The sequence below is a fragment of the Blastococcus sp. SYSU D00669 genome, assembly GCF_054050715.1.
This window is the reverse complement of record NZ_JBJGZV010000004.1, coordinates 58,950-83,557: the sequence shown is the minus strand read 5'-3', so window position 1 is coordinate 83,557 and position 24,608 is coordinate 58,950. Positions and strand designations below refer to the sequence as shown.

Genomic DNA, 24,608 nt, shown 5'->3' with positions numbered 1-24,608 from the left:
GTGACCGGCAGCCAGCCCAGCGGGCGCCCCGCGCCCGAGGCCCGCCTCCTGGTGGTGGACGACGAGCCGAACATCCGCGAGCTGCTCTCGGCGAGCCTGCGCTACGCCGGCTTCGAGGTCGCCACGGCCGCCGACGGCCAGCAGGCCCTCGCCCTCGCGGCGTCCTTCCGTCCCGACCTGCTCGTGCTCGACGTGATGATGCCCGGCCTCGACGGCTTCGGCGTCGTGCGGCGGCTGCGCGAGAGCGGCCGGCACACCCCCGTGCTGTTCCTGACCGCGCGCGACGCGGCGGAGGACAAGGTCTCCGGGCTCACGCTGGGCGGAGACGACTACGTCACCAAGCCGTTCAGCCTCGACGAGGTGCTCGCCCGCATCCGGGCGGTGCTGCGCCGCACGTCCGGTCCGCAGCGGACCGCCGAGGCGCCGCGGCTCACCTTCGCCGACATCGAGCTCGACGAGGAGTCGCACGAGGTGCTCAAGGCCGGGCAGCTGATCCCCCTCTCGCCGACGGAGTTCAAGCTGCTGCGCTACCTCATGGCCAACGCCGGGCGGGTGCTGTCCAAGGCGCAGATCCTCGACCACGTCTGGAACTACGACTTCAACGGCGAGGCCAACGTCGTCGAGTCCTACATCTCCTACCTGCGCCGCAAGGTCGACACCTCCGAGCCGCGGCTGCTCCACACCATCCGCGGCGTCGGCTACACGCTGCGGCTGCCGCGCGGCACGTGACGCGGTGACGACCTCCGGACTGCTGGAGGGGGGTCCGCGCCCGGCCCGGCCCGCCCGGGTGCCCCTGCGGGTCACCCTCGTGGCGTTGCTGGTGGTGCTGGTCGCCGTCGGGCTCGGCGCGACCGGGATCGCGGCGACGTCGCTGCTGCGCGACTACCTGACCACTCAGCAGGACGCCCAGCTGGCTTCCTACCTGCGGCAGGTGGAGGAACGACCGGGCCGCTACCTCGGGTTCTGCGCGCGCGGGCAGTACCAGGCCGCGCCCACCCCGGTCTACCTCGCCTGCCTCCCGCCCGGTCAGACCGACCTCGTCGTCCTCTGGGGGCCGACCGGGGGTGGGGAGCCCGACGTCGGCACGCTGACCCCCGAGACCGACCTCGGCACTGCGGGGAACGCGGTCACCGTGCCCGCCGTCGACGGGAAGACCGACTGGCGGCTGATCAGCGGCGTGCTCCCGGACGGGTCCACGGTGGTGATCGGCATCGACGTCTCACGGGACCAGGCGGCCATCAAGCGCCTGGTGACCATCGAGGTCGTCGTCGGGCTGATCGTCCTCGTCCTGCTGGGAGCGGCCGGTTACCTGCTGGTGCGCAACAGCCTCCGGCCGCTGACCGACGTCGAGCGGACGGCGCAGGCGATCGCGGCCGGCGACCTGTCCCAGCGGGTGCCGGAGGGCGACGAGCGGACCGAGGTCGGCCGGCTGTCGACCGCGCTCAACGGCATGCTGGCCCGCATCGAGAGCTCGTTCCGGGCGCAGCAGGACTCCGAGGCGCAGGCCCGGGCGTCCGAGGAGCGGATGCGGCGTTTCGTCGCCGACGCCAGCCACGAGCTGCGCACCCCGCTCACCTCCATCCGCGGGTTCGCCGAGCTGTACCGGCAGGGCGCGGTCGGCGATCCCGAGGAGACGAAGCGGCTCATGCACCGCATCGAGTCCGAGGGCGCGCGCATGGGGTTGCTGGTCGAGGACCTGCTGCAGCTGGCCCGCATGGACCAGCAGCGGCCGCTGGCGATCACGCCGGTGGACCTGGCCGAGATCGCCGGCGACGCGGTGCACGACGCGCGCGCCGTCCAGCCCGACCGCCCGGTCACGCTGCACCTCGACGAGTCGCTGACCGACGTCCCCGTCGTCCTGGGTGACGAGGCCCGGCTGCGGCAGGTGATCGGCAACCTGGTGACCAACGCGCTGACCCACACGCCGCACACCGCCCGGGTGACCGTCACCGTCGCCGAGGACGCCGACCCCGACGTCCTGCTGGTGCGGATCGCCGACGAGGGGCCCGGCATGACCGAGGCCGACGCGGCGCGGGTCTTCGAGCGGTTCTACCGGGCCGACACCTCCCGCACGCGGGAGGGCGGGGGCACCGGCCTGGGGCTGGCCATCGTGGCCTCGCTGGTCGCCGCCCACGGCGGCACGGTGGACGTGGTCACGGCGCCGGGAGAGGGTGCCGAGTTCACCGTGCGGCTGCGCCGCTCGGGGCCGCCCGACTGAGCCCCGCGCGGGCCTGGCTACCGTCCCGGGACGTGGCACCCGAACCCGACCCGACGCTGCTGGCCGCCGTCACCGAGCTGGGCGGTGCGCTGCGCGGGCTGCTCGACGCCTCGGTGCGGACGACGGTGCCGGCCGAGGAGCTGCTCGCGGCCGCGGCGGAGGCGCGCGCGGTCACCGCGCGGCTGACCGCCGCGCAGCGGCCGGCCCACCAGCTGCCCGCGCTCGACGACCCGATCGCGTTCCGGCGCGTGTACAGCCCGGTGACCGGCGTCGGCAACGCGATGGCGCCGCCGCTGGACCTGCGCCGGGCCGACGGCGGGATCGTCGCCGAGACCGTGCTCGGCCTGGCCTACGAGGGCCCACCCGGGTACCTGCACGGCGGCGTGAGCAGCCTGCTCATGGACCAGATGCTGGGCTCGGCCGCGATCGCGGCCGGGCTGTGGGGCATGACGGCGCACCTCGAGCTGGACTACCGGCGGCCCGTGCCGCTGGACACGCCGGTGGTGCTGCGCGCCCGGGTCGTGGAGGACGCCGGGCGCCGCACCGCCGTCACCGGCACGATCGCCCTCACCGCCGAGCCCGACCGCGCGCTGGTCGAGGCGCGGGGCGTGTTCGTCTCCCCCCGGCCCGAGAAGCTGGCCGGCTACTTCGGCGCGATCACCGACGCCTCCGGCCGGCACGCACCGCCCGGGCGGCCGACCGACGCCACGGAGGTGCGGCGGTGACCGACGTCGACGTCGCGCGGGAGGCCGCCGCCGCGGCCGCGCGCGTCCTGCTGGACCTGCGCGCCGGCGGGGCCACCGGCCGGGAGCTGGGCGACCGCGGCGACGCCGGCGCGCAGGCCGCCATCGCGGCCGTGCTCGCCGAGCACCGCCCGGACGACGCCGTCCTCAGCGAGGAGGCGGTCGACGACCGGCGGCGGCTCGACGCGCCGCGGGTGTGGATCGTCGACCCGCTCGACGGCACCCGCGAGTACGGCGAGGGCCGCCGTGACTGGGCGGTGCACGTGGCGCTGTGGTCCGCGGGCTCGCTGAGCGCCGCCGCGGTCGCGCTACCCGGCCTCGGCACGGTGCTGGTCACCGACCCGCCGCCGGTCGTCCCCGCCCGCGACGGCGGCCCGCCGCGGATCGCCGTCAGCCGGACCCGCCCGCCGGCGGTGGCCGAGGCGGCGGCCCGGGCACTCGGCGGCACGACGGTGCCCATGGGGTCGGCCGGGTTCAAGGTGAGCGCGGTCGTGCGCGGCGAGGTGGACGCCTACGTGCACGCCGGCGGCATGTACCAGTGGGACTCCGCGGCGCCGGTCGCCGTCGCGCTCGCCGCCGGCCTCGTCGCCGTCCGCCTCGACGGCTCGCCGCTGCGCTACAACGAGGCCGATCCGTCGCTGCCCGACCTCGTGGTGTGCCGCCCCGAGCTGGAGGAGACCATCCTCACGGCCGTCGCCGCCGGGTGATCAGGGACACTGGTCCCGGGAATCCCTACCCAACCGATGCGGTTGGGGTCCCGTGGTAGCCCCTGCTGTCGAACGACCGGAGCCCGTGCGCGTGTCCACACCTGACTACCGGCTGACCCAGCTGGAGACGCTCGAGGCGGAGTCGATCCACATCATCCGCGAGGTGGCCGCCGAGCTGGAGCGGCCGGTGCTGCTGTTCTCCGGCGGCAAGGACTCCATCGTGATGCTGGAGCTGGCCCGCAAGGCGTTCGCGCCGGCCCGCATCCCCTTCCCGGTCATGCACGTCGACACCGGGCTGAACTTCCACGACGTCCTGGAGTTCCGCGACAAGCGGGTGGCCGAGCTGGGCGTGCAGCTCATCGTGGCCTCGGTGCCCGAGGCGATGGCCGCCGGCGTGGTCAAGGAGGAGCCGAACGGCTCGCGCAACCGCATCCAGACGCCGGTGCTGCTCGACGCCGTCGAGAAGCACGGCTTCACCGCGCTGTTCGGCGGCGCCCGCCGCGACGAGGACAAGGCGCGGGCCAAGGAGCGGGTGTTCAGCTTCCGCGACGAGTTCGGCCAGTGGGACCCGAAGAACCAGCGGCCGGAGCTGTGGGACCTCTACAACGGCCGCATCCACCTGGGCGAGTCGATCCGCGTCTTCCCCCTGTCGAACTGGACCGAGCTGGACGTCTGGCAGTACATCGCCCGCGAGGAGATCGCCATCCCGCCGCTGTACCTCGCCGAGGAGCGCGACGTCGTCGAGCGGCAGGGGATGCTCTACGCGGTCAACGAGTTCATCACCCCGCGCGACGGCGAGCGCGTGTTCCGCGAGTCGGTGCGCTACCGCACGGTCGGCGACGCCAACCTGACCGCCGCCGTGCGCTCGCAGGCCCGCACCGTCGAGGAGGTCATCGCCGAGATCGCGGTGACCCGGATGACCGAGCGCGGCGCCACCCGCGGCGACGACAAGGTCAGCGACGCCGCCATGGAGGACCGGAAGAAGGAGGGGTACTTCTGATGACGAGCACCCAGGCGCCCGTCGACGTCCACTCCGCCGCCGCCGAGCAGGCGCACGACATCGCCGTCGCCCGCAAGGACATCCTGCGCATCGCCACCGCCGGCTCGGTCGACGACGGCAAGAGCACCCTCATCGGCCGGCTGCTCTACGACAGCAAGGCCGTCTTCGAGGACCAGTACGAGGCCGTGGAGCGGGCCAGCGCCGGCGGCGACTACGTGAACCTCGCGCTGCTCACCGACGGCCTGCGCGCCGAGCGCGAGCAGGGCATCACCATCGACGTCGCCTACCGGTACTTCGCCACCCCGCGCCGCACGTTCATCCTGGCCGACACCCCGGGCCACGTGCAGTACACGCGGAACATGGTCACCGGCGCGTCCACCGCCGACCTGGCGATCGTGCTGGTCGACGCCCGCAAGGGCATGGTCGAGCAGAGCCGGCGGCACGCCTTCCTCGCCTCGCTGCTGCGGGTGCCGCACGTCGTCGTCGCGGTCAACAAGATGGACCTCGTCGACTGGTCCGAGGAGGTCTACGAGCGCATCCGCGACGAGTTCACGGCGTTCGCCTCGAAGCTGTCGATCCCCGACCTGACCGTCGTCCCCATCTCGGCGCTGCACGGCGACAACGTGGTGAGCCGCTCGGCGCACACGCCCTGGTACGAGGGGCCGTCGCTGCTGCACCACCTCGAGCACGTGCACGTGGCCAGCGACCGCAACCTGGTCGACGTCCGCTTCCCGGTGCAGTACGTGGTGCGGCCGCAGTCCGATGCGTTCCACGACTACCGCGGGTACGCCGGCACCGTGGCCAGCGGGGTGCTGCGCCCCGGCGACGAGGTGCAGGTGCTGCCGAGCGGCCTGACCACCACGGTCGCCGCGATCGACGGCCCGCGCGGGGCGGTCGAGGAGGCGTTCGCGCCGATGGCGGTGACCGTGCGGCTCGCCGACGACCTCGACGTCTCCCGCGGCGACCTGCTCTGCCGGCCGGGCAACGTGCCGCAGGCGACCCAGGACCTCGACGCGCTGGTCTGCTGGATGACCGACGAGCCCCTGCGCCCCCGGCAGCGGCTGGTGGTCAAGCACACCACCCGCACGGTGCGCGCGATGGTCAAGGAGCTGGTCTACCGGCTCGACGTCAACACGCTGCACCGCGACCTCGACGCCACCGAGCTCGGCCTCAACGACATCGGCCGGGTCAAGCTGCGCACCACCCAGCCGCTGTTCCTCGACGACTACAACCGCAACCGGGTCACCGGCCGGTTCATCCTCGTCGACGAGGCCACCAACGCCACCGTCGGCGCCGGGATGCTCCCGCCCCACCGCTGAACCGGTGCTCTGTCGCGATCGAGCGCGCGTGCTCGATCGCGACAGAGCACGTCAGGCCGCCTTCTCCAGGGCGCGGCGGGTGAGCAGGCGGGCGAGGTGCCGGCGGTACTCGGCGTCGGCGTGCATGTCGGACGACGGCTCGAGGCCCTGGTCGGCCAGCGCGGCGGCATCGGCGATCGACGCCCCGCCGGCCAGCGCTTCTTCGGTCGCGGTCGCCCGGACCACGGCGCCGGCCATGTTCGCCAGCGCCACCCGGCCCTGCACCGCCGCGGCGGCCACGATCGGCCAGTCGTTCTCGCGCCGCGTGAACTTCTCGTAGCCCCAGCCGCCCGCGCCGGTCCGCGGCACGCGCAGCTCGACGACCACCTCGTCGGGCTCGAGCGCGGTCTCGAAGAAGCCCAGCCAGAACTCGGTCACCGGGATCGACCGCCGGCCGCCCGGGCCCTGGACGACGACGTCGCCGCCCAGCGCCAGCAGCGCGGTGGGGAGGTCGGACGCCGGGTCGCTGTGCGCGACCGTGCCGCCGAGCGTGCCGCGGTGGCGCACCTGCGGGTCGCCGACGCGGGAGGCGACGTGCGGCAGCAGCGGCACCTCGGCGAGGGCGGCGTCGGAGCGCTCCAGCTCGAAGTGGCGGGTGCCCGCACCGATCGCGACCTCGCCGTCCTCGACCCGGACGTAGGACAGCTCCGGGATGCGGCTGATGTCCACCAGCACCGCCGGCACGGCCAGCCGCAGCTTCATCAGCGGCAGCAGCGAGTGCCCGCCGGCGATCAGCTTGGCGTCGTCGCCGTGCTCGGTGAGCGCGGCGACGGCCTCCTCCACCGAGGAGGCCCGCACGTAGTCGAACGGCGCCGGGATCACGCCTGGACCCCCTCGGACTGAGGCACCTGCCCGGCGGCCGGGCCGGCCTCGGCCGCGGCGCGGACCGCGCGGACGATGTTGTGGTAGCCGGTGCAGCGGCAGAGGTTGCCCTCCAGGCCCTCCCGCACCTCCCGGTCGGTGGGATCGGGGTTGTCGGCGAGGACGCCGATCGCCGCCATCACCATGCCCGGCGTGCAGAAGCCGCACTGCAGGCCGTGCTCGCTGCGGAACGCGGCCTGAACCGGGTGCAGCTCGCCGTCGGGGCCGGCCAGCCCCTCCAGCGTGGTCACGCTCCCTCCGTCGGCCTGCGCCGCCAGCACCGTGCACGACTTCACCGACAGCCCGTCGACGATCACCGTGCAGGCCCCGCACGAGGTGGTGTCGCAGCCGATGTTGGTGGCCCGCAGCCCGCAGACCTCGCGCAGGTAGTGCGCGAGCAGCAGCCGCGGCTCGACCTCGTCGGTCCGCCGCTGCCCGTTGACGGTGACGGTCACCTGCATCAGTGGGTCCCTCCGGAGGCCTGCTGGACGGCCCGCCACACCTTCATGGGGGTGGCGGGCATGTCGACGTGACGGACGCCGAGGTGCGACACGGCGTCGATGACGGCGTTGTGCACCGCGGGGGTGGCGCCGATGGTCCCGGCCTCGCCGATCCCCTTGGCGCCGAGCGGGTTGATCGGCGTGGGCGTGGCCATGTCGACCAGCTCGAAGCTGGGCAGCTCGGTGGCCGAGACGAACGGGTAGTCGGCCAGGGTGGAGGTCTGCGGGTTGCCGTCGGCGTCGTAGAGGACCTCCTCCAGCAGCGCCTGCGCCACCCCCTGGGCGATGCCGCCGTGCCGCTGCCCGTCGGCGAGCAGCGGGTTGACGATCGTGCCGGCGTCGTCGACGGTCACGATCCGCACCAGCTCGGCCTTGCCCGACTCGACGTCGACCTCGACCACGGCCAGGTGGGCGCCGAACGGGAAGGTCGGCCCGGCGGCGGTGAACCGGGTGTCGACCAGCAGCTGCTCCTGCTCGGCCAGCTGCGCGAACGTGATCCCGGCCCCCGGTGTGCCGCGCACCGCGATGCCCGCCGCCGCCAGGTCGACCTCCAGGTCGGCCGGGTCGGCCTCCAGCAGCTCGGCGGCGCGCGCCTTGGCCAGCTCGATCAGCTCGACCGCCGCCTGGTGCACGGCCGCGCCGCCCTGCTGCAGGCTGCGCGAGCCCATCGTGCCGCCGCCGCGCGGGATCCGGTCGGTGTCGCCGTGCAGCACGGTGATCTTCTCGACCGGGATGCCCAGCTGGTCGCTGGCCAGCATCGCCCAGGCCGTGGCGTGCCCCTGGCCGTGCGGCGAGGTGCCGGTGAGCACCGTCGCCGTCCCGTCGGGGTGCACCTCCAGCGACGCCGACTCGGCGGCGCCCATGCCGTTGTCGGCCCCGGTGATCTCGACGTACGTCGACAACCCGATGCCGAGCTGCCGGACGTCGCCGCGCTCGCGCCGGCGCGCCTGCTCGGCCCGCAGCTCCGCGTAGCCGGCCGCCTCCAGGGCCCGGTCGAGGGCGGCGGCGTAGTTTCCGGTGTCGTAGGTGGCGCCGCTGGCGGTCGTGTACGGCTCGTCGAACGGCGGGATGAGGTTCTTCCGGCGGACGTCGGCGGGGTCCATGCCGATCTCGGCGGCGAACACGTCGAGCGCCCGCTCCACGGCCGCGGTGGCCTCCGGCCGGCCGGCCCCCCGGTAGGCGCCGGTCGGCGTCGTGCTGGTGGCCACCGACCGCGCGTAGGCGTGCACCTTCGGGAAGGCGTAGGTGGCCGCGGCCATCAACCGGGTGAACGTCGGCAGGACGACGCCGAGCCGCGGATAGGCCCCGGCGTCCTGCACGACCTCGATCGCGTAGGCCTCGACGGTGCCGTCGCGGCGGCCGCCGACGGTGACGACCTGGTCCTGGCCGCGGCCGTGGACCATGCCGACCATGCTCTCCGACCGGTTCTCCGCCCAGCGGACCGGCCGCCCCACCCGCTTGGCGAGCCAGGCGACCAGCGCGAACTCCGGATCGGCACCGATCTTCGCGCCGAAGCCGCCGCCGACGTCGGGGGTGACCAGGTGCACCAGCGCGGGGTCGAGGCCGAGCCAGCCGGCGATCTGCCCCTTGGCCTGCTGGGCGCTCTGGTTGGAGCAGAAGATGGTCACCCGGCCGTCGTCGCCCCAGGCCGCGGCGGCCGCACGGGTCTCCAGCGGCACCGGCGCGACGCGCTGGTTGACCATCGGCTGCCGGACGACGACCTCGCAGCCGTCGAAGAAGCCCTCGGGGACGGGGTTGCCGAACGTCGCCATGACGTTGGTGCCCGCCTCGGGGAAGAGGAGCACCTCGTCGCGCACCGCGTGGTCGAGGGCGACCACGGCGGGCAGCGGGTCGATGTCGACCGACACCAGCTCCGCGGCGTCCTCGCCCTGGTAGCGCTCCTCGGTGAGGACGACGGCGACCGGCTCGCCGACGAACCGGACGGTGTCCCCCGCCAGCCACGGTCGCTGCACCGCCGGCGGCACCATCGGCAGCCCGGACGGCAGCGGCTCCAGGTCGGTGAGGTCGGCGGCCGTGACGACGTCGACCACGCCCGGCGCCTCGCGGGCCGCCGAGACGTCCACCGACAGCACCCGTCCGTGCGCCACCTGCGAGTGGACGAACGTGGCGTGCACGGCTCCGGTGAGGCGGTCGTCGACCAGGTCGTCGGTGTAGGTCGCGCCGCGGGTGAGGAAGAGCGGGTCCTCGGTGCGGACCACGCGGGTGCCCAGGATGCTCATGCGAACCCTTCGTCGAGTGCTCTCCCGGCACTCTGTCAGAGGGTGTGACCGCGCCCACGCGCGGGTGGCGGAGGCCGGGGGCGCCGGGCCGTCAGGGCCCCGCGGCCGCGCCGAGCACCCCCAGCAGCCGCAGCTTCTCGGCGGTCTCCGAGCCCGGGACGGCGGTGTAGACGAGCAGCCGGTGCGACTGGTCGGGATCGAGCAGGGTCTGGCAGTTGAGCTGGAGCGCGCCCACCTGGGGGTGGACGAAGCGCTTGACCTCGCGGGGGCGCAGGCCGACCTCGTGGTCCTCCCAGATGCGCCGGAACTCCTCGCTCCGCGCGAGCAGCAGGTCGACGTACCGCGCGGCCCGCGAGCCGGGACCGCGCTGGGCGACGATCTCCCGCAGGCCGGAGGCGTAGAGCCGGGAGAGGAACGGGTGGTCCTCCGGCGCGTAGAGCGCCCGCCAGGCGGGGTCGGTGAACCACCGGTAGCCGATGCTCCGCGCCGGGCCGGTGTACCGGGTGGCGTCCCCGGTCAGCGCCACGCCCAGCGGGGTCTGGCGGAGCGTCTCCCCGAGCTCGGTGATGACCTCCGCCGCGGTGTCGTCCAGCCGGTCGAGGATGCGCAGCAGGCCGGGGCTGACGTGCTCGCTGTCGGCACCCCGGGCCGGGGGGTGGTGCCCGGCGAGCCGGAACAGGTGGTCCCGCTCGTCGACGGACAGGTGCAGGCCCTGGGCGATGGCGGCGATCATCTGCTCCGAGGGCTGCGGCCCGCGCTGCCGTTCCAGGCGGGCGTAGTAGTCGGCCGACATGTGGCAGAGCGCGGCGACCTCCTCGCGGCGCAGCCCGCTGGTCCGGCGGCGCTGCCCGCGCGGCAGGCCGACGTCCTCGGGCTGCAGCGCCTCCCGGCGGATGCGGAGGAAGTCCGCCAGCCCTGCCCGGTCGATCCCCATGTGCCCCGTTCCTACCGCTGCCGCGCCGGCGTAGCCACGGACCGCCGATCCGTGGCTCCACAGGCCCTGAACGCCGTCCTCGATCCCGGCGACGGTGGACCCATGACACGCACACGACTCGACCCCACCGTCCCCGACCTGTCCGGCACGCGGGCCGTCGTCACCGGCGCGAGCGACGGCATCGGGCTCGGCATCGCCACGACGCTCGCCGCCGCCGGGGCGGAGGTGCTCCTGCCCGTCCGGAACCCGGACAAGGGCGAGGCGGCGCTCGCCGCGATCCGCCGGCGGGTGCCCGACGCGGAGGTGTCGCTCCGCTCCCTGGACCTGTCCTCCCTCGCCTCCGTCGCCGCCCTCGGCGAGACCCTGAACGAGGAGGGCCGGCCCGTGCACCTGCTGGTCGACAACGCCGGCGTCATGACGCCACCGGACCGGCGTACGACCGCCGACGGGTTCGAGCTGCAGTTCGGCACCAACCACCTCGGCCACGTCGCGCTCGTCACCCACCTGCTGCCGCTGCTGCGCGCCGGCCGCGCCCGCGTCACCTCGCAGGTCAGCGTCGCCGCGCGACGCGGCGCCATCAACTGGGACGACCTGGGCTGGGAGCGCGGCTACGACGGCATGCGCGCGTACCGGCAGTCCAAGATCGCCCTCGGGCTGTTCGGCCTCGAGCTCGACCGGCGCAGCCGGGCGGGCGGCTGGGGCATCACGAGCAACCTGTCCCACCCCGGCGTCGCACCGACGAGCCTGCTCGCCGCGCGCCCCGAGATGGGCCGCGCCGAGGACACGCGCGAGGTGCGGGTGATCCGCGCCCTGTCCCGTCGCGGTCTCGTGGTCGGCACGGTGGAGACGGCGCAGCTGCCGGCCCTCGTCGCCGCCACCTCCCCCGCCGCCCAGGGCAGCCGGCTGTACGGGCCGGGGGGATTCGGCGGCCTCGGTGGTCTGCCCGCGGAGCAGCCCCTCTGGCGCCCGCTGCGCAGCGCCGAGGACGCCGCGCGCACCTGGGACGTCTCCGTGGCACTGGTGGCCGACCGGAGCGGTCGCGCCGTCCGGCCGTCGTGACGACCGGCCCGGGCGGGACTACCGGAGGCGCACGGGCAGGGTCTCGAAGCCGCGCAGGGTCTGCAGGTCGCGGCGCACCGGGCTCCCGGCCACCCGCAGGCCGGGGAAGCGCTCGGTGAGCACCCGGAGCCCCACCACGCCCTCGAGCCGGGCCAGCCCCGCGCCGAGGCAGTAGTGGACGCCGCCGGAGAACGCGAGGTGCTCGCGGGCGTTCGGGCGGGTGACGTCGAAGCGGGCCGGGCCGGCGAACACCTCGGGATCGCGGTTGGCCGCCCCGAGCAAGAGGGTCACCCGCGCACCGGCCGGCAGCCGGCGCCCGGCCAGCTCGACGTCGCTCCGCGCCGTCCGGCCGGTGATCTGGACGGGGCTGTCGTGGCGCAGCGCCTCCTCGACGGCGCCCGCCCAGCCCTCGGGCGCGGCGCGCAGCGCGTCCCACTGGTCCCGGTGCGCGTCGAGCAGGACGACGGCGTTGCCGAGCAGGTTCACCGTGGTCTCGAACCCGGCGCCGAGCAGCAGCATCACCGTCGCGTGCAGCTCCCGCTCGGACAGCGCCTCCTCCCCCGGCAGCCCGACCAGGCGGCTGACCAGGTCGTCCCCCGGCTCGCGGCGCAGCCGGTCGAAGTGCCCGCGCAGGAACGCGTGCAGCTCGCGCAGCCCGCGCTCGGCGCGCAGGTAGCGGCGCAGCGGCAGCCCGGGGTCCAGCGTGGCCGCGCCGGCCTCGCCCCAGCGCAGGAAGTCCTCCCGCCGGTCGACCGGGACGCCGAGCAGCTCGGCGATGACGAGCACCGGAAGCTGGGCGGCGTAGCGCTCGACCAGGTCGACGACGCCGTCCTCGCAGTCGAGGGCGTCGAGCAGCTCGTGCGCCGTCCGCTCGACCATCGGCTCGAACGCGGCGATGGCCCGCGGCGTGAACGCGCGGCTGACCAGCCGGCGGTAGCGGCTGTGGTCCGGCGGGTCGACGACCAGCATGGACGGCGGTTCGGCGACGCCGGACGCGTCCAGCTCGTCGCCGTGCTCGAGGGCCCAGCGGATCGGGGCGGGCGCGGACGAGCGGTCCCAGCCGACGCCGAAGGCCTCCGAGCGCAGCACCTCCTGCGCCAGGGCGTGCGACGTCGTGACCAGGCCGAGGCTGCTGGAGGTCAGCGGGCCGGCCGCGCGCAGCTGCTCGTAGAGCGCGAAGGGCTGCTCGCGGGTCGCCCGGTCGCGCATGAACCGGCCCACGAGGTCCCCGCGGCGTGCGGCGCGCGTGAGGTAGACCGCGGGCAACCCGTGCCGGACCGCCCAGCGCAGCAGCGTGCGGTGCGACGGCCGGGCGACGGCGACGGCCGGGCGACGGCGACGGCCGGGGGACGGCGGGTGGCGACCGGGGCAGCAGTCACGGCCCGGAGTCTGTCAGCACGCCGACGGCGCCGCCCCCGACGGGGACGGCGCCGTCCGGGAGGGTCACTCGGTGGGCGCGGGAGCCGATCCCGGGTCGCCGTTCCAGTCCTTGCCGGCCTCGTCGGCGTGCTCCGAGTCGCTCGCGGTCTGGTCGGCGACGGTCTGCACCATCTCCTCGTCGGACAGGCCCTCGCCCGCCGCCTGCGTGTTGCTGGTGGGCTCGCTCATCGCGCAGTCTCCTTCGGTCCGCGAACAGGTCCCGCGGTCCCCGTCCCCGGACCCGGCCGGTGGCAAACCAGCGGCCGGGTCACTCGTGCCGCGGGGCGAGCTCGAACCAGACCCGCTTGCCCCCGTCGTGGTCCTCGCTGCCCCACCGGTCGGCGATCGCCTGGACCAGCCGCAGGCCGCGCCCGCGCGGGTGGCCGGTGTCGAGCTCGCGGATGACGGGCTGCACCGAGGAACCGTCGGCCACCGAGATCTGCAGCCAGCCGTCGGCCAGCTGCAGCTCCAGCGTCATGACCGCCTCGGCGCCGACGTGGTCGACGACGTTGGTGACGAGCTCGGTGACCAGCAGCGCGGCGTCGTCGCGGTCGTGCGGCGCGCGCCAGACGCGCAGCAGGTCGACGACGACGTGCCGAGCCACGGGCACGCTGCGCACCCCCGGGGGGAGGTCGACGCTGGCCGTGAAGGTGGACATCGGGTTCCGTTCTGCGCTGGCCTGGATCCTGTCGGGTCGGGGCCCCCACGCCGACGGGGTGGGCTCCGGCGGTCCGGCGCGACGGGTTGCGCGCCATCCGGTGGAGCGTGACTATCCACGCTCGGGATGCCGAGTGCAACCCCTCTTGCGTGTCGTACCCGTTGCATGTCACACGCGTTGCATGCAACATGGGTTCAGATGGATCGTGCGCAACTCGTCGACACAGGAAGAGGTCCCGCCCGCATGGTCGAAGGTCCCTCCGCGCCGGACGAGGCGAGCCGCGCCCTCGCCGACCTGGTCGCCGCGCTCGACGACTGCATCGACCGGCTGCACGCGGCCCGCGAGCGCGCGGACCGGCTGCTGGCCGCGCGCGCGAACGGGACCAGCTGGCTGGATCTCGTCACCACCGAGAGCCGACCGCTCGTGGTGGAGACGGTGAGCACCGTGATGGGCACCCTCGCCCGCGCCGGGAGCGCCTTCCGGCGCGCCGAGGCGCACGCCCTGCAGAGCGAGCAGGTCAGCATCAACCGCATCGCCGCGCTCTTCGGCGTGACCCGCCAGCGCATCTCCGCCCTCCTGCGCGAGCACGCGGAGGAGAAGGCCCGCGAGGACGACGCCGCCGCTCAGCCGGCGAGCGCGTCGATCGCCTTGTAGACCCGCTGCTCGGAGATCGGCCGCGGCGTACCGATGCCCTGCGCGAACAGGCCGACGCGCAGCTCCTCGATCATCCAGCGCACCCGGACCACCGGGTCGTCCGGCGCACCCGTGGCGGGCAGTCGCCGGCGCAGCTGCTCGTACTCCGCGGTGACCGCGGCGACCTGGTCGGTCCAGAGCGCGTCGCGGGCCGCGTTGGCCGGCAGCTTCTCCAGCCGGTGCGCCATGGCCTTCAGGTAGCGGACGACGTCGGGTAGCCGGCGCAGGCCGGTCTCGGTGACGAACCGCCGGTGCAGCAGCCCGCCCATCTGCCGGCGCAGGTCGGCGACGGCCGCCTCCGGCACCCGCCGCTGCGGCGCCGCACCGATCGCGACGGCGACCTCGCGGGCCTGGGTGAGGACCGCCTCGACCCGGCGCACGCCCTCCACCGTGAGCGGCCGCAGCTCGGCCCGCGCCCGCTCGACGAGCGCGGCGAAGGCGGCCGCGTCCCGCGGTGGCCCGCCGCCGGCGGCGACCAGCTCGCCGGCCGCGGCGTCGACGACGTCGGCCACCAGGTCGGGGATCTCGCCGTCGGGGTTGAACTGCAGGGCCAGCCGCGTGCGCGGCGAGAGCCCCTTGACCACGTCGCGGGCCGGCGACCCGGCGGCGAGCACGAGCAGCCGGCGGGCCCCGGCCCAGCCGAGGCGGGTGGCCTCGGCCTCGGTCGACACGACCCGGAGACCGACGGTCGCGCCCTCGTCGACCAGCGCCGGGAACGCCGTCACCTCGTGGGCGCCGCGACGCACCTCGACGGTGTGCGGCAGCGTGCCGAACTCCCACGAGGTCAGCCCGGTGCGCTCCAGCTCCGAGGCCGCCCGCGCCAGGCTGGCCCGGGCCTGCGGCGTGACCTGCGCCTTGAGGGCGGCGAGGTCCTTGCCGGTGGCCAGCGGGCGCTGCGCGTCGTCCAGCACGCGGAACGTGGCGCGCAGGTGGCCCGGCACCTGGTCGGGCTGCCACGCGTCGGGCGGGACGACGACGCCGGCGGCCCGCCGCAGCTCGCGCTCCAGTGCCGGCAGCAGGGGCTCGCCCGGGTCGATGTGCGGCAGCACCGCCCGCACCCGGTCGGGGATGGGCACCAGCGCCCGGCGCACCTGCTTGGGCAGCGTGCGCAGCAGCGCGGTGACCAGCTCCTCGCGCATGCCGGGCACGGTGAACGCCAGCGACTCCCCCGACGTCCGCTCGGCGACGGTGTCCAGCACGCCGATCGGGACGTCGACGGTCACCCCGTCGGTGGCGGTGCCCGGGGCGAAGGCGTAGGCCAGCGGCAGGGTCAGCCCCTGCGTCAGCTGCACGGCGTCGGGGAAGTCCTCGGCGCGCACCTGCCCGGCGGCGGCCGCGTTGGTGAGCATCTCCGGCGTGAACGTGAGCAGGTCGGGCGTCTCCCGGCGGGCGGTCTTCCACCAGCGGTCGAAGTGCCGCGTGGAGACGACGTCGGCGGGGACCCGGGCGTCGTAGAGCTCGAAGAGCGTCTCCTCGTCGACCCGGATGTCGCGGCGGCGGGCCCGCTCCTCCAGCTCGGCGACGCGCTCGATCGCCCGCTGGTTGTCGGCCCAGAACCGGTGGTGCGTCGTCCACTCGCCCTGCACCAGGGCGTGCCGGATGAACAGCTCGCGCGAGACCACCGGGTCGATCGACCCGTACTGGACCCGGCGGCCGACGACGAGCGGGATGCCGTAGAGGGTCACCCGCTCGCTGGCGACGACGGACCCGCGCTTGGCGTCCCACCGCGGCTCGGAGTGCTGGCGCTTGACCAGGTGGGAGGCGAGCCGCTCGACGTCGTCGGGGTCGACGCGGGCGACGGTGCGGGCGAACAGCCGGCTCGTCTCGACGAGCTCGGCGGCCACCACCCAGCGCGGCGGCTTCTTCGCCAGCGGCGTGCCCGGGGCGATGACGAACCGCGTGCCGCGGGCACCGAGGTATTCGCGGACGGGCCGCCGGCCCTGGTTCTTGGCCGGTTCGGCCTGCAGGCCGACGTGCGAGAGCAGGCCCGCCGTCAGCGCGATCGTGATGCCGCGCTCGTCGGGTTCGCCGGCGAGCTCGCCCAGCTGCATGCCGAGCCGCCGCGCCGTCCCCCGCAGCTGGCCGTGCAGGTCCTGCCACTCGCGGATGCGCAGGTAGTGCAGGAACTCGCGCTTCACCGTGCGGCGGAAGGCGCTGCCCGACAGCGCGTCCTGCTGCTCGCCGAGGTACCGCCAGAGGTTGAGCAGCGCGAGGAAGTCGGAGTGCTCGTCGGCGAACCGGGCGTGCGCCTGGTCGGCCGCCTGCTGCGCGTCGGCCGGCCGCTCCCGCGGGTCCTGGATGGTCAGCCCGGCGGCGATGACCAGGGCCTCCTCGAGCACGCCGCGCCGGTCGGCCTCGACGACCATGCGCGCGATCCGCGGGTCCAGCGGCAGCGCGGCGAGCGAGCGGCCCGTCGGCGTCAGCGCGCCCTGGTCGTCCAGCGCCCCGAGCTCCTCGAGCAGGGCGAGGCCGTCGGCGACCGCGCGCCGGTCGGGCGGGTCGACGAAGGGGAACTCGGCGACGTCCCCGAGGTCGAGGGCGGCCATCTGCAGCAGCACCGAGGCGAGGTTGGTGCGCAGGATCTCCGGGTCGGTGAACTCGGGCCGGGCGAGGAAGTCGTCCTCGGTGTAGAGCCGGATCGCGATGCCCGGACCGAGCCGGCCGCAGCGGCCGGAGCGCTGCCGGGCCGAGGCCTGGCTGACCGGCTCGATCGGCAGCCGCTGCACCTTGGTGCGATGGCTGTACCGCGAGATGCGGGCGGTGCCGGGGTCGATGACGTAGCGGATCCCGGGCACGGTGAGCGACGTCTCGGCGACGTTGGTGGACAGCACGATCCGCCGGCCGGTGTGCGGAGCGAAGACCCGGTGCTGCTCGGCCGCCGAAAGCCGGGAGTACAGCGGCACGATCTCGGTGTTCGGCAGGTCCCGCTCGGCCAGCGCGTCCTGGGTGTCGCGGATCTCCCGCTCGCCGGCGAGGAACACCAGGATGTCGCCCGGCCCCTCGGCGACGAGCTCGTCGACCGCGTCGAGGACCGCGCTCACCTGGTCGCGATCGGGGTCGGCCTCCGGGTCGTCGGGGTCCACGACGGGCCGGTAGCGCACCTCCACCGGGTACGTGCGGCCGGTGACCTCGACGATCGGCGCGTCGCCGAAGTGCTTGGCGACGCGCTCGACGTCGATGGTCGCCGAGGTGATGACCAGCTTGAGGTCGGGCCGCCGCGGCAGGATCTGGGCGAGGTAGCCCAGCAGGAAGTCGATGTTGAGGCTCCGCTCGTGGGCCTCATCGAGGATGATCGTGTCGTACTGGCGCAGCAGCCGGTCGCGCGCGATCTCGGCGAGCAGCACGCCGTCGGTCATCAGCTTGACCAGCGTGGAGTCGCCCACCGAGTCGGTGAACCGCATCTTGAAGCCGACGACGTCGCCGACCGGCGAGCCGAGCTCCTCGGCGATCCGCTCGGCGACGCTGCGGGCGGCGATCCGCCTCGGCTGGGTGTGCCCGATCCGCCCGCGCACGCCCCGGCCGAGCTCCAGGGCGATCTTCGGCAGCTGCGTCGTCTTGCCGGACCCGGTCTCGCCCGCGACGACGACCACCTGCGCGTCCCGCAGCGCGGCCGAGATGTCGTCGCGGCGGGCGCTCACCGGCAGCTCGTCGGGGTAGGTGACGGCCGGGACGGCGGCCCGCCGGCGCGCGATCCGCGCCTCGGCGGTGGCGACGTCGGCGGCGATCCGCTCCCGCTGCCGGGCGCGGGCCTCGGGGTCGCGGGTACGCCGCAGCCCGTCGAGCCGGCGCCGCAGCCGGTGCTCGTCCTCGAGCGTCAGGCCGGCCAGGCGGGAGCGGAGGTCGTCGGACGCCGCGGTGGGGCCGTCGTGCGGGGCGCTCACGGCGGGGTTCCTCCTTCGCTGGTCCGGACCTGCGGGTACCGGACGACGAGCCGGGTACCCGCACCGAGGATCCCACCGTCGCGCACCCGTCCCGCCGTTGCCCGGGTCACAGAATGTGCATGGTGCAACTTATTGCGTGTGCCGTACAACAAGTTGTAGCGTGCACATGTTCCGCCCCTCCGTCGTCCGGAGAACCGTGACCGCCTCCCCACCCCGCCCGTCCGCCGGATCCCGGCCGGACGCCCTGCGCCTGCTCTCCGAGCAGCTGCCCCGGTTCGGCCGGCTCGTGCACGCGCTCAAGGCCCAGCAGGCCGCCGAGGGCCGCGACCGCGCGGCCCTGGTGCTGCTCTTCCCCCTCGTCCGGCTCGGTCCGCTGCGCCAGGGCGCGCTCGCCGAGCTCGTGCACGCCGACCCGTCGACGGTCAGCCGGCACGTGACGACCCTGGTCGAGCGCGGGCTGGTCAGCCGCGTGGCCGACGAGAACGACGGCCGGGCGAGCCGGCTCGTCGTCACCGACGCCGGCCGCGCGCAGCTCGAGCTGCTCCGCCGCGAGCGCGAGGCGCACCTGGAGCAGATCACCGCCGGCTGGAGCGACGCCGACCTGGCCGCGCTCACCACCCTGTTCGGCCGGTTCCTCGACGACCTCACCGCCGGGCTCCCCGGCTTCCCCTGCGGCCCGGGCAGCGTCGCCCCCTCCGCCCCGACCGCCCTTCCCGCTCCGAGGGAGAACGCATGACCACCACCCGACCGAGCTCGGCCGACCGGAGGGACGCCCGCGCCGCAGCCGCCGCACCCGACGCGAGCGGCGTGTTCACCCACCGGCAGATCCTCACGATCCTGTCCGGGCTGATGCTGGGCATGTTCCTGGCCGCGCTGGACCAGACGGTCGTCTCGACCGCGATCCGCACCATCGCCGACGACCTGCAGGGCTACGACCTGCAGGCGTGGGCGACGACGGCGTTCCTCATCACCTCGACGATCGCCACGCCGCTCTACGGCAAGTTGTCCGACATGTACGGCCGGCGGGGCTTCTACCTGTTCGCCATCGCCGTGTTCGTCATCGGCTCGGCCCTCTGCGGCCTGGCCTGGAACATGTACTCCCTCGCCGCGTTCCGCGCCGTGCAGGGCATCGGCGCCGGTGGTCTGATGTCGCTGGCGCTGGCGATCATCGCCGACGTCGTCCCGCCGCGGGAGCGCTCGAAGTACCAGGGCTACTTCATGGCCGTCTGGGGCACCTCGAGCGTGCTCGGCCCGGTCATCGGCGGCTTCCTGGCCGGTCAGGGGTCCATCGTGGGCCTCGAGGGCTGGCGCTGGATCTTCTGGATCAACGTGCCGCTCGGCGTCGTCGCCTTCGCCGTCGTCATGCGGGTGCTGCACCTGCCGCACGAGCGCCGCGAGCACCGCATCGACTGGCCGGGCGCCCTCGCGCTCGTCGTCGCGCTGGTCCCCCTGCTCATCGTCGCCGAGCAGGGGCGCGAGTGGGGCTGGAGCTCCGGCCGGGCGCTGCTCTGCTACGTCGTCGGCGCGGTGGGCCTGGTCGGCTTCGTCGTCGCGGAGCGGATCTACAAGGAGGAGGCGATCCTGCCGCTGCGCATGTTCGCCAACCGGACCTTCTCGGTGAGCAGCGTCGCGAGCATCGTCCTGGGCGCGGGCATGTTCGGCGGCATCCTGCTCCTGCCGCAGTACCTGCAGGTGGTCCACGGCTCCAGCCCGACCGTCGCCGGCCTGCAGATGCTCCCGCTGGTGCTCGGCATCATGACCGGCGCCATGACCTCCGGTCAGACGATCGCGCGGACCGGCAGGTACAAGGCGTTCCCGCTGGTGGGCGTCGTCTTCATGGTCGTCGCGCTGGTCGGCCTGTCCATGGTGGTCGAGGCCGACGCCTCGGTCTGGACGCTGGTGCCGTTCATGCTGCTGCTCGGCCTCGGCCTGGGCTTCAACATGCAGCCGGTCATCCTGGCCGTGCAGAACGCCGTCTCGCCGCGGGAGATCGGCGTGGCGACGTCCTCGGTGACGTTCTTCCGCCAGATGGGCGGCACGATCGGGACGGCGGCGTTCCTCTCGATCATGTTCTCCCGGCTCGGCACCGAGATCCCGGAGCAGATCCGCCAGGCGGCCGCGTCCAGCTCGGAGGCCGCGCAGCAGGCCGCCGCGCTGCAGCAGGCGGGCGCCGACAGCGTCCTGGCCGACACCAGCGCGATCAACGCCTTCCCGGCGCTGGTCACGCCGTTCCGGGTGGGGTTCTCGAACGCCCTCGACCTGGTGTTCCTGGTCGCGGCGGCCGTGGTCGCGGTGGGCTTCTTCGTGCTGTGGTTCCTGCCGCAGCTCGAGCTGCGCAACCAGTCGGGCATCCAGGCGCAGCAGGCCGGGGCCGGTGAGGCCCCGGCGCCCGACGCCGTCCCGCCGGGTGTCGAGCGCACCCCGGGTGAGGAGACGGCCCACGCCGCCGGTGCCGCCGCGCCGACGTCGACCGCCCCACCGTCCGGCCGGCCCAAGGACTGAGCGCCGGCCGAGGGCCCCTTCCCGCAGCGGCGGGGAGGGGCCCTCGGCCTACTGTGGCGGGGTGCGATCGTCGTTGATCCTCTCCGCCCGCGACCTCGACTTCCTGCTGTACGAGTGGCTGGAGGTGGAGACGCTCACCAAGCGGCCGCGGTACGCCGAGCACTCCCGCGAGACGTTCGACGCGGTGCTGGAGCTGGCCGAGCAGATCGCCACCGAGCACTTCGCGCCGCACAACCGCAAGGCCGACGAGAACGAGCCGCGGTTCGTCGACGGCAGAGTCGAGCTCATCCCCGAGGTCGCTCGGGCGCTGGAGGTCTTCGCCGAGGCGGGGCTGATGGCCGGGGAGTTCGACGAGGAGTACGGCGGCATGCAGCTGCCGCACGCCGTCGGCCAGGCCGTCTTCGCCTGGTTCAAGGCGGCCAACGTCGGCACCTCGGCCTACCCGTTCCTCACCATGGCCAACGCCCGCCTGCTCCTCGCCCACGGGTCGCAGCAGCAGAAGGCGACGTTCGTCGCCCCGATGGTCGAGGGCCGCTGGTTCGGCACGATGGCGCTCTCCGAGCCGCAGGCCGGCTCGTCGCTCGCCGACATCACCACCCGGGCCGAGCCGCAGGACGACGGCACCTACCGGCTGTTCGGCAACAAGATGTGGATCTCCGGCGGCGACCACGAGCTGACCGAGAACATCGTCCACCTGGTGCTGGCCAAGATCCCCGGCGGCCCGCCCGGGGTGAAGGGCATCTCGCTGTTCGTCGTCCCGAAGTTCCTCGTGGCCGACGACGGTTCGCTGGGCGAGCGCAACGACGTCGTCCTGGCCGGGCTCAACCACAAGATGGGCTACCGGGGGACGACGAACACGCTGCTCAACTTCGGCGAGGGCGTGCACACGCCGGGCGGGCGGGCCGGCGCGGTCGGCCACCTGGTGGGCGAGCCGCACCGGGGCCTCACCTACATGTTCCACATGATGAACGAGGCGCGGATCGGCGTCGGGATGGGCGCGACCGTGCTCGGCTACACCGGCTACCTGCACGCGCTGGACTACGCGCGGACCCGGACCCAGGGCCGCCCGGTGGCCGCCAAGGACCCCGCCGCCCCCGCGGTGCGGATCGTCGACCACCCCGACGTGCGCCGGATGCTGCTCGCCGCCAAGTCCTACGCCGAGGGCGGGCTGGCGCTGGGCCTGTACTGCGCGCGGCTGGTCGACGAGGAGCAGACCGCCGAGACCGGGGAGGACCGCGCGCGGGCGCACCTGCTGCTCGAGACGCTCACGCCGATCGCCAAGGCGTGGCCCTCGCAGTGGGGGCCGGTCGCCGACGACCTCGCCATCCAGGTGCACGGCGGCTACGGCTACACCCGCGACTACCCGGTCGAGCAGTTCTACCGCGACAACCGGCTCAACCCGATCCACGAGGGGACGAACGGCATCCAGGCCCTCGACCTGCTGGGCCGCAAGGTGGTGGCGCAGGGCGGTGCGGGCCTGCGGCTGCTCACGGAGACGATCTCCGCGACCACCGCCCGGGCGGCCGGGACGGACTGGTCCGGGTTCGCCGCCGACCTCGACACCGCGGTGGCCCGGCTGGGCTCGGTCACGCGGACGCTGTGGGGCACCGGGGACCCGGAGCTCGCGCTGGCCAACGCCAGCGCCTACCTGGAGGCGGCCGGCCACCTGGTCGTCGCGTGGCTGTGGCTGGAGCAGGTCCTGGCCGCCGGGACGTCGTCCGGGGACTTCTACGAGGGGAAGCGGGCCGCGGCGCGGTACTTCCACCGCTGGGAGCTCCCGCGGGTGCACGTGCAGCTGGACCTGCTGGAGTCGCTGGACCGCACGGTCCTGGACACCGACGAACGCTGGCTGTGAGGACGGCGCTGCCCCGCCCCGGCGAGGGGGACGGGGCAGCGGGGCCCTCCTGTCAGGCTGCCTGGGCGACGCCCACCGGCTCGGCGGCGGGCGCGGTCCTCGCGGCGGCCCGCTGCTCGCGCTCGTAGCGCGCGGTCGAGCGGGTGCCCATCGCGATCACCAGGGCGGTCAGCACGAGGAACCCGATCAGGCTCACGGCCGGCCACAGCAACATCGGTTCTCCCCCACATCGGCGGTCGCGGCCACCCGGCTGGCGCCTGGGCGGCACGTTCTCGTGATGAGCTTCTTCCCCGGAACCCATCGGTCCCAATCGTCGGAACCTAAATCGCCCGTCCGGGTGTGACGACCGTCATCCCTGCCGACCCCCGGTCGGCGGCGCGGCTCCGCGCGGCTGCGTGGTCTCATCCTGGGGTGTCCCCCCGCGCCGTGGCAGCACCCGGGCCCGGCGCGTCGCCCCCCTCGCGGACCCCTCGGCCGCTGCTCCTCGTCCTCACCCTCGCCGCCGGCGTCACCACCCTCTCGCTCCTGCAGAGCCTCGTCGTGCCGGTGCTGCCGGCCGTCGCCGCTCAGCTAGGGGTGTCGGCAGGCGCGGCCGGCTGGGTGCTCACCGCCAACCTGCTCGCCGCCGCCGTCCTGACGCCGGTGCTCGGCCGGCTCGGCGACCTCTTCGGGGAGCGCCGGGTGGTGCTCGGCATCCTCACCGCCGTCACCCTGGGCACGCTGCTCGCCGCGGCCACCTCCTCGCTGCCGCTGCTGCTGGTGGCGCGCGTGCTGCAGGGCTCCTCCTACGGGCTGTTCCCGCTGTCGATCAGCGTGCTGCGCCGCGAGCTGCCGAAGGAGCGGCTGGGCGTCGCGATGTCGGTGGTCAGCAGCACCCTCGCGGTCGGTGGCGTGGCCGGGCTGGTGGCGACGGCGCTGCTCACCGGCGACGCCGGCAACTACCACCGCTCGTTCTGGCTCGGCCTCGCCGTCTGCGTCCTGGCGCTGGCGCTGGCCGCGTGGGTGCTGCCGGCGCGGCCGCCGACCGGGTCGGGGCGGGTCGACTGGTGGGGCGCGGTGCTGCTGGGCCTGGGGCTCGTGCTGTTCCTGCTGCCCCTGTCGCGGGCCGAGCAGTGGGGCTGGGCCTCCCCCGCCGTCCTCGGCTGCCTCGCCGGCGCCGTCGTCGTCCTGACCGGCTGGGTGGTGCTGCAGCGCCGCCTCGCCGAGCCGCTGGTGCGCCCGGCGCTGCTCACCGACCGGCGGATGGTGCTGCCCAACATCGCCGGTCTGCTGACCGGGGTCTGCATCTTCACCTCGTTCCTCGGCGTCCTCCAGTACGTGCAGACGCCGCCCGCGGTGGCCGGCTACGGCTTCGGCGCGAGCGTCCTCGAGGCGGCCGTGGTCTACCTCCTCCCGGGCGGGATCGCGGGGATCGTCGTCGCCCCGCTGGCCGGGCGGGTGGTCAGCCGCGTCGGCGCACTGCCGACGCTGCTCACCGGCGCGGTCTCCGGGATCGCCGGCTTCGCGGTGCTGGCGCTGTTCCGCGGGGCGCCGTGGCTGTTCGTCCTCGCGGGGCTGCTCACCCAGCTGTCGGTCACCGTCGCCTACGCGGCGCTGCCGGCGCTGGTCGTGCACGCCGTCCGCCCCGACGAGACCGGGGTGGCCAACGCGGTCAACTCCATCGCCCGCTCCAGCGGTCAGGCGCTGGGCAGCACCGTCGCCGTCGCCCTGCTCGCCGCGGGGCTCGACCCCGCGACCGGGCTGCCGCGGGAGTCGGCGTACGCGTGGATCGGCGCGGTCGGCCTGGCCTGCTGCGGCGGGGTGGCGCTGGTGAGCGCGCTCGGCTGGCGGTCGGAGCGGCGCGGACCGGACGAGCTCGCCGACGTCGAGGAGGCCACGGCCGGTGCCGGCGAGTGGTCGCCGGTCTCCGGCCTGCGCTGACCTGCACCTGCGCTGACCTGGACGGAAGCGCCCGGCGCGCGGGCCGTGGCATGGAACCGG

Annotated in this window: 21 protein-coding genes; 12 read left to right on the top strand and 9 right to left on the bottom strand. The window is 74.7% G+C overall.

The window, feature by feature from the left end; all coding sequences use genetic code 11:
* The 6 genes from ACI8AF_RS04855 (at position 1) to ACI8AF_RS04830 (ending at position 5,987) form a co-directional block, all read left to right on the top strand.
* Positions 1 to 729 carry a response regulator transcription factor gene (locus ACI8AF_RS04855; RefSeq protein ID WP_456538540.1) on the top strand — a complete coding sequence of 243 codons (729 nt, stop codon included), beginning with the start codon at positions 1 to 3 and terminating at the stop codon, positions 727 to 729.
* Positions 730 to 733: 4 nt separating this feature from the next.
* The gene (locus ACI8AF_RS04850) at positions 734 to 2,218 is read left to right on the top strand and encodes a sensor histidine kinase (protein ID WP_456538539.1); all 1,485 of its coding nucleotides are present in this window, start codon (positions 734 to 736) and stop codon (positions 2,216 to 2,218) included.
* Positions 2,219 to 2,250: 32 nt separating this feature from the next.
* A complete protein-coding gene (locus ACI8AF_RS04845; protein WP_456538538.1) occupies positions 2,251 to 2,943 on the top strand; it encodes a PaaI family thioesterase in 693 nt (230 codons plus the stop codon).
* On the top strand, positions 2,940 to 3,668 hold the full coding sequence (locus ACI8AF_RS04840; protein ID WP_456538537.1) for an inositol monophosphatase family protein: 729 nt from the start codon (positions 2,940 to 2,942) through the stop codon (positions 3,666 to 3,668). Before ACI8AF_RS04845 ends, ACI8AF_RS04840 begins: the two co-directional genes overlap by 4 nt.
* A 91-nt stretch (positions 3,669 to 3,759) precedes the next feature.
* Positions 3,760 to 4,668, top strand: coding sequence for a sulfate adenylyltransferase subunit CysD (gene cysD, locus ACI8AF_RS04835; RefSeq protein ID WP_456538536.1), 909 nt, complete (start codon positions 3,760 to 3,762; stop codon positions 4,666 to 4,668).
* The gene (locus ACI8AF_RS04830) at positions 4,668 to 5,987 is read left to right on the top strand and encodes a sulfate adenylyltransferase subunit 1 (RefSeq protein WP_456538535.1); all 1,320 of its coding nucleotides are present in this window, start codon (positions 4,668 to 4,670) and stop codon (positions 5,985 to 5,987) included. Before cysD ends, ACI8AF_RS04830 begins: the two co-directional genes overlap by 1 nt.
* A gap of 51 nt (positions 5,988 to 6,038) precedes the next feature.
* On the opposite strand, the gene ACI8AF_RS04825 is transcribed toward ACI8AF_RS04830, so the two are convergent.
* The 4 genes from ACI8AF_RS04825 to ACI8AF_RS04810 form a co-directional block, all read right to left on the bottom strand.
* Positions 6,039 to 6,848 carry an FAD binding domain-containing protein gene (locus ACI8AF_RS04825; RefSeq protein WP_456538534.1) on the bottom strand — a complete coding sequence of 270 codons (810 nt, stop codon included), beginning with the start codon at positions 6,846 to 6,848 and terminating at the stop codon, positions 6,039 to 6,041.
* Entirely contained in the window at positions 6,845 to 7,348 is a 504-nt protein-coding gene (locus tag ACI8AF_RS04820) for a (2Fe-2S)-binding protein (protein WP_456538533.1), read from the bottom strand. The genes ACI8AF_RS04825 and ACI8AF_RS04820 overlap by 4 nt, the downstream gene beginning before the upstream one ends.
* On the bottom strand, positions 7,348 to 9,627 hold the full coding sequence (locus ACI8AF_RS04815) for a xanthine dehydrogenase family protein molybdopterin-binding subunit (RefSeq protein WP_456538532.1): 2,280 nt from the start codon (positions 9,625 to 9,627) through the stop codon (positions 7,348 to 7,350). Before ACI8AF_RS04815 ends, ACI8AF_RS04820 begins: the two co-directional genes overlap by 1 nt.
* Positions 9,628 to 9,718: 91 nt before the next feature.
* Positions 9,719 to 10,561, bottom strand: a complete 843-nt coding sequence (locus tag ACI8AF_RS04810) for a helix-turn-helix transcriptional regulator (RefSeq protein WP_456538531.1) — start codon at positions 10,559 to 10,561, stop codon at positions 9,719 to 9,721.
* Positions 10,562 to 10,663: 102 nt separating this feature from the next.
* Here ACI8AF_RS04810 and ACI8AF_RS04805 point away from each other — a divergent pair, with 102 nt between their 5' ends.
* Positions 10,664 to 11,620 carry an SDR family oxidoreductase gene (locus ACI8AF_RS04805; RefSeq protein WP_456538530.1) on the top strand — a complete coding sequence of 319 codons (957 nt, stop codon included), beginning with the start codon at positions 10,664 to 10,666 and terminating at the stop codon, positions 11,618 to 11,620.
* Positions 11,621 to 11,638: 18 nt separating this feature from the next.
* Here the strand turns inward: ACI8AF_RS04805 and ACI8AF_RS04800 are convergent, their stop codons facing one another.
* The 3 genes from ACI8AF_RS04800 to ACI8AF_RS04790 all read right to left on the bottom strand — a co-directional run bounded on the left by ACI8AF_RS04800 (position 11,639) and on the right by ACI8AF_RS04790 (position 13,697).
* On the bottom strand, positions 11,639 to 12,829 hold the full coding sequence (locus ACI8AF_RS04800; RefSeq protein WP_456538529.1) for a cytochrome P450: 1,191 nt from the start codon (positions 12,827 to 12,829) through the stop codon (positions 11,639 to 11,641).
* A gap of 234 nt (positions 12,830 to 13,063) precedes the next feature.
* Positions 13,064 to 13,228 (bottom strand): hypothetical protein, encoded by a 165-nt coding sequence (locus ACI8AF_RS04795; protein WP_456538528.1) that lies wholly within the window; start codon positions 13,226 to 13,228, stop codon positions 13,064 to 13,066.
* A gap of 79 nt (positions 13,229 to 13,307) precedes the next feature.
* On the bottom strand, positions 13,308 to 13,697 hold the full coding sequence (locus ACI8AF_RS04790) for an ATP-binding protein (RefSeq protein ID WP_456538527.1): 390 nt from the start codon (positions 13,695 to 13,697) through the stop codon (positions 13,308 to 13,310).
* A gap of 243 nt (positions 13,698 to 13,940) precedes the next feature.
* Between ACI8AF_RS04790 and ACI8AF_RS04785 the strand changes: the two genes are divergently transcribed.
* The gene (locus ACI8AF_RS04785; RefSeq protein WP_456538526.1) at positions 13,941 to 14,351 is read left to right on the top strand and encodes a hypothetical protein; all 411 of its coding nucleotides are present in this window, start codon (positions 13,941 to 13,943) and stop codon (positions 14,349 to 14,351) included.
* Here ACI8AF_RS04785 and hrpA read toward each other — a convergent pair.
* Positions 14,321 to 18,271 (bottom strand): ATP-dependent RNA helicase HrpA, encoded by a 3,951-nt coding sequence (gene hrpA, locus ACI8AF_RS04780; protein ID WP_456538525.1) that lies wholly within the window; start codon positions 18,269 to 18,271, stop codon positions 14,321 to 14,323. The two genes, ACI8AF_RS04785 and hrpA, sit on opposite strands and share 31 nt — an antisense overlap.
* Before the next feature lie 196 nt (positions 18,272 to 18,467).
* On the opposite strand from hrpA, the gene ACI8AF_RS04775 reads away from it, so the two are divergent.
* The 3 genes from ACI8AF_RS04775 to ACI8AF_RS04765 all read left to right on the top strand — a co-directional run bounded on the left by ACI8AF_RS04775 (position 18,468) and on the right by ACI8AF_RS04765 (position 22,628).
* Positions 18,468 to 19,007, top strand: coding sequence for a MarR family winged helix-turn-helix transcriptional regulator (locus ACI8AF_RS04775; RefSeq protein WP_456538524.1), 540 nt, complete (start codon positions 18,468 to 18,470; stop codon positions 19,005 to 19,007).
* Positions 19,004 to 20,773, top strand: coding sequence for an MDR family MFS transporter (locus tag ACI8AF_RS04770; protein WP_456538523.1), 1,770 nt, complete (start codon positions 19,004 to 19,006; stop codon positions 20,771 to 20,773). The genes ACI8AF_RS04775 and ACI8AF_RS04770 overlap by 4 nt, the downstream gene beginning before the upstream one ends.
* A gap of 61 nt (positions 20,774 to 20,834) precedes the next feature.
* Complete coding sequence (locus ACI8AF_RS04765) at positions 20,835 to 22,628, top strand: acyl-CoA dehydrogenase (RefSeq protein WP_456538522.1); 1,794 nt, start codon at positions 20,835 to 20,837, stop codon at positions 22,626 to 22,628.
* Positions 22,629 to 22,680: 52 nt separating this feature from the next.
* Here ACI8AF_RS04765 and ACI8AF_RS04760 read toward each other — a convergent pair whose 3' ends face one another.
* Positions 22,681 to 22,842 (bottom strand): hypothetical protein, encoded by a 162-nt coding sequence (locus tag ACI8AF_RS04760; RefSeq protein ID WP_456538521.1) that lies wholly within the window; start codon positions 22,840 to 22,842, stop codon positions 22,681 to 22,683.
* Positions 22,843 to 23,054: 212 nt separating this feature from the next.
* Here ACI8AF_RS04760 and ACI8AF_RS04755 point away from each other — a divergent pair, with 212 nt between their 5' ends.
* Positions 23,055 to 24,548 (top strand): MFS transporter, encoded by a 1,494-nt coding sequence (locus tag ACI8AF_RS04755; RefSeq protein WP_456538520.1) that lies wholly within the window; start codon positions 23,055 to 23,057, stop codon positions 24,546 to 24,548.
* Positions 24,549 to 24,608 lie beyond the last annotated feature (60 nt).

Excerpts from the sequence above, each read along its gene's own strand:
- ACI8AF_RS04830 (WP_456538535.1), top strand. The coding sequence starts at position 4,668 with ATGACGAGCACCCAGGCGCCCGTCGACGTCCACTCCGCCGCCGCCGAG.
- ACI8AF_RS04820 (WP_456538533.1), bottom strand. The coding sequence starts at position 7,348 with ATGCAGGTGACCGTCACCGTCAACGGGCAGCGGCGGACCGACGAGGTC.
- ACI8AF_RS04815 (WP_456538532.1), bottom strand. The coding sequence starts at position 9,627 with ATGAGCATCCTGGGCACCCGCGTGGTCCGCACCGAGGACCCGCTCTTC.
- ACI8AF_RS04810 (WP_456538531.1), bottom strand. The coding sequence starts at position 10,561 with ATGGGGATCGACCGGGCAGGGCTGGCGGACTTCCTCCGCATCCGCCGG.
- ACI8AF_RS04805 (WP_456538530.1), top strand. The coding sequence starts at position 10,664 with ATGACACGCACACGACTCGACCCCACCGTCCCCGACCTGTCCGGCACG.
- ACI8AF_RS04800 (WP_456538529.1), bottom strand. The coding sequence starts at position 12,829 with ATGCGCGACCGGGCGACCCGCGAGCAGCCCTTCGCGCTCTACGAGCAG.
- ACI8AF_RS04795 (WP_456538528.1), bottom strand. The coding sequence starts at position 13,228 with ATGAGCGAGCCCACCAGCAACACGCAGGCGGCGGGCGAGGGCCTGTCC.
- ACI8AF_RS04790 (WP_456538527.1), bottom strand. The coding sequence starts at position 13,697 with ATGTCCACCTTCACGGCCAGCGTCGACCTCCCCCCGGGGGTGCGCAGC.
- ACI8AF_RS04785 (WP_456538526.1), top strand. The coding sequence starts at position 13,941 with ATGGTCGAAGGTCCCTCCGCGCCGGACGAGGCGAGCCGCGCCCTCGCC.
- ACI8AF_RS04770 (WP_456538523.1), top strand. The coding sequence starts at position 19,004 with ATGACCACCACCCGACCGAGCTCGGCCGACCGGAGGGACGCCCGCGCC.
- ACI8AF_RS04760 (WP_456538521.1), bottom strand. The coding sequence starts at position 22,842 with ATGTTGCTGTGGCCGGCCGTGAGCCTGATCGGGTTCCTCGTGCTGACC.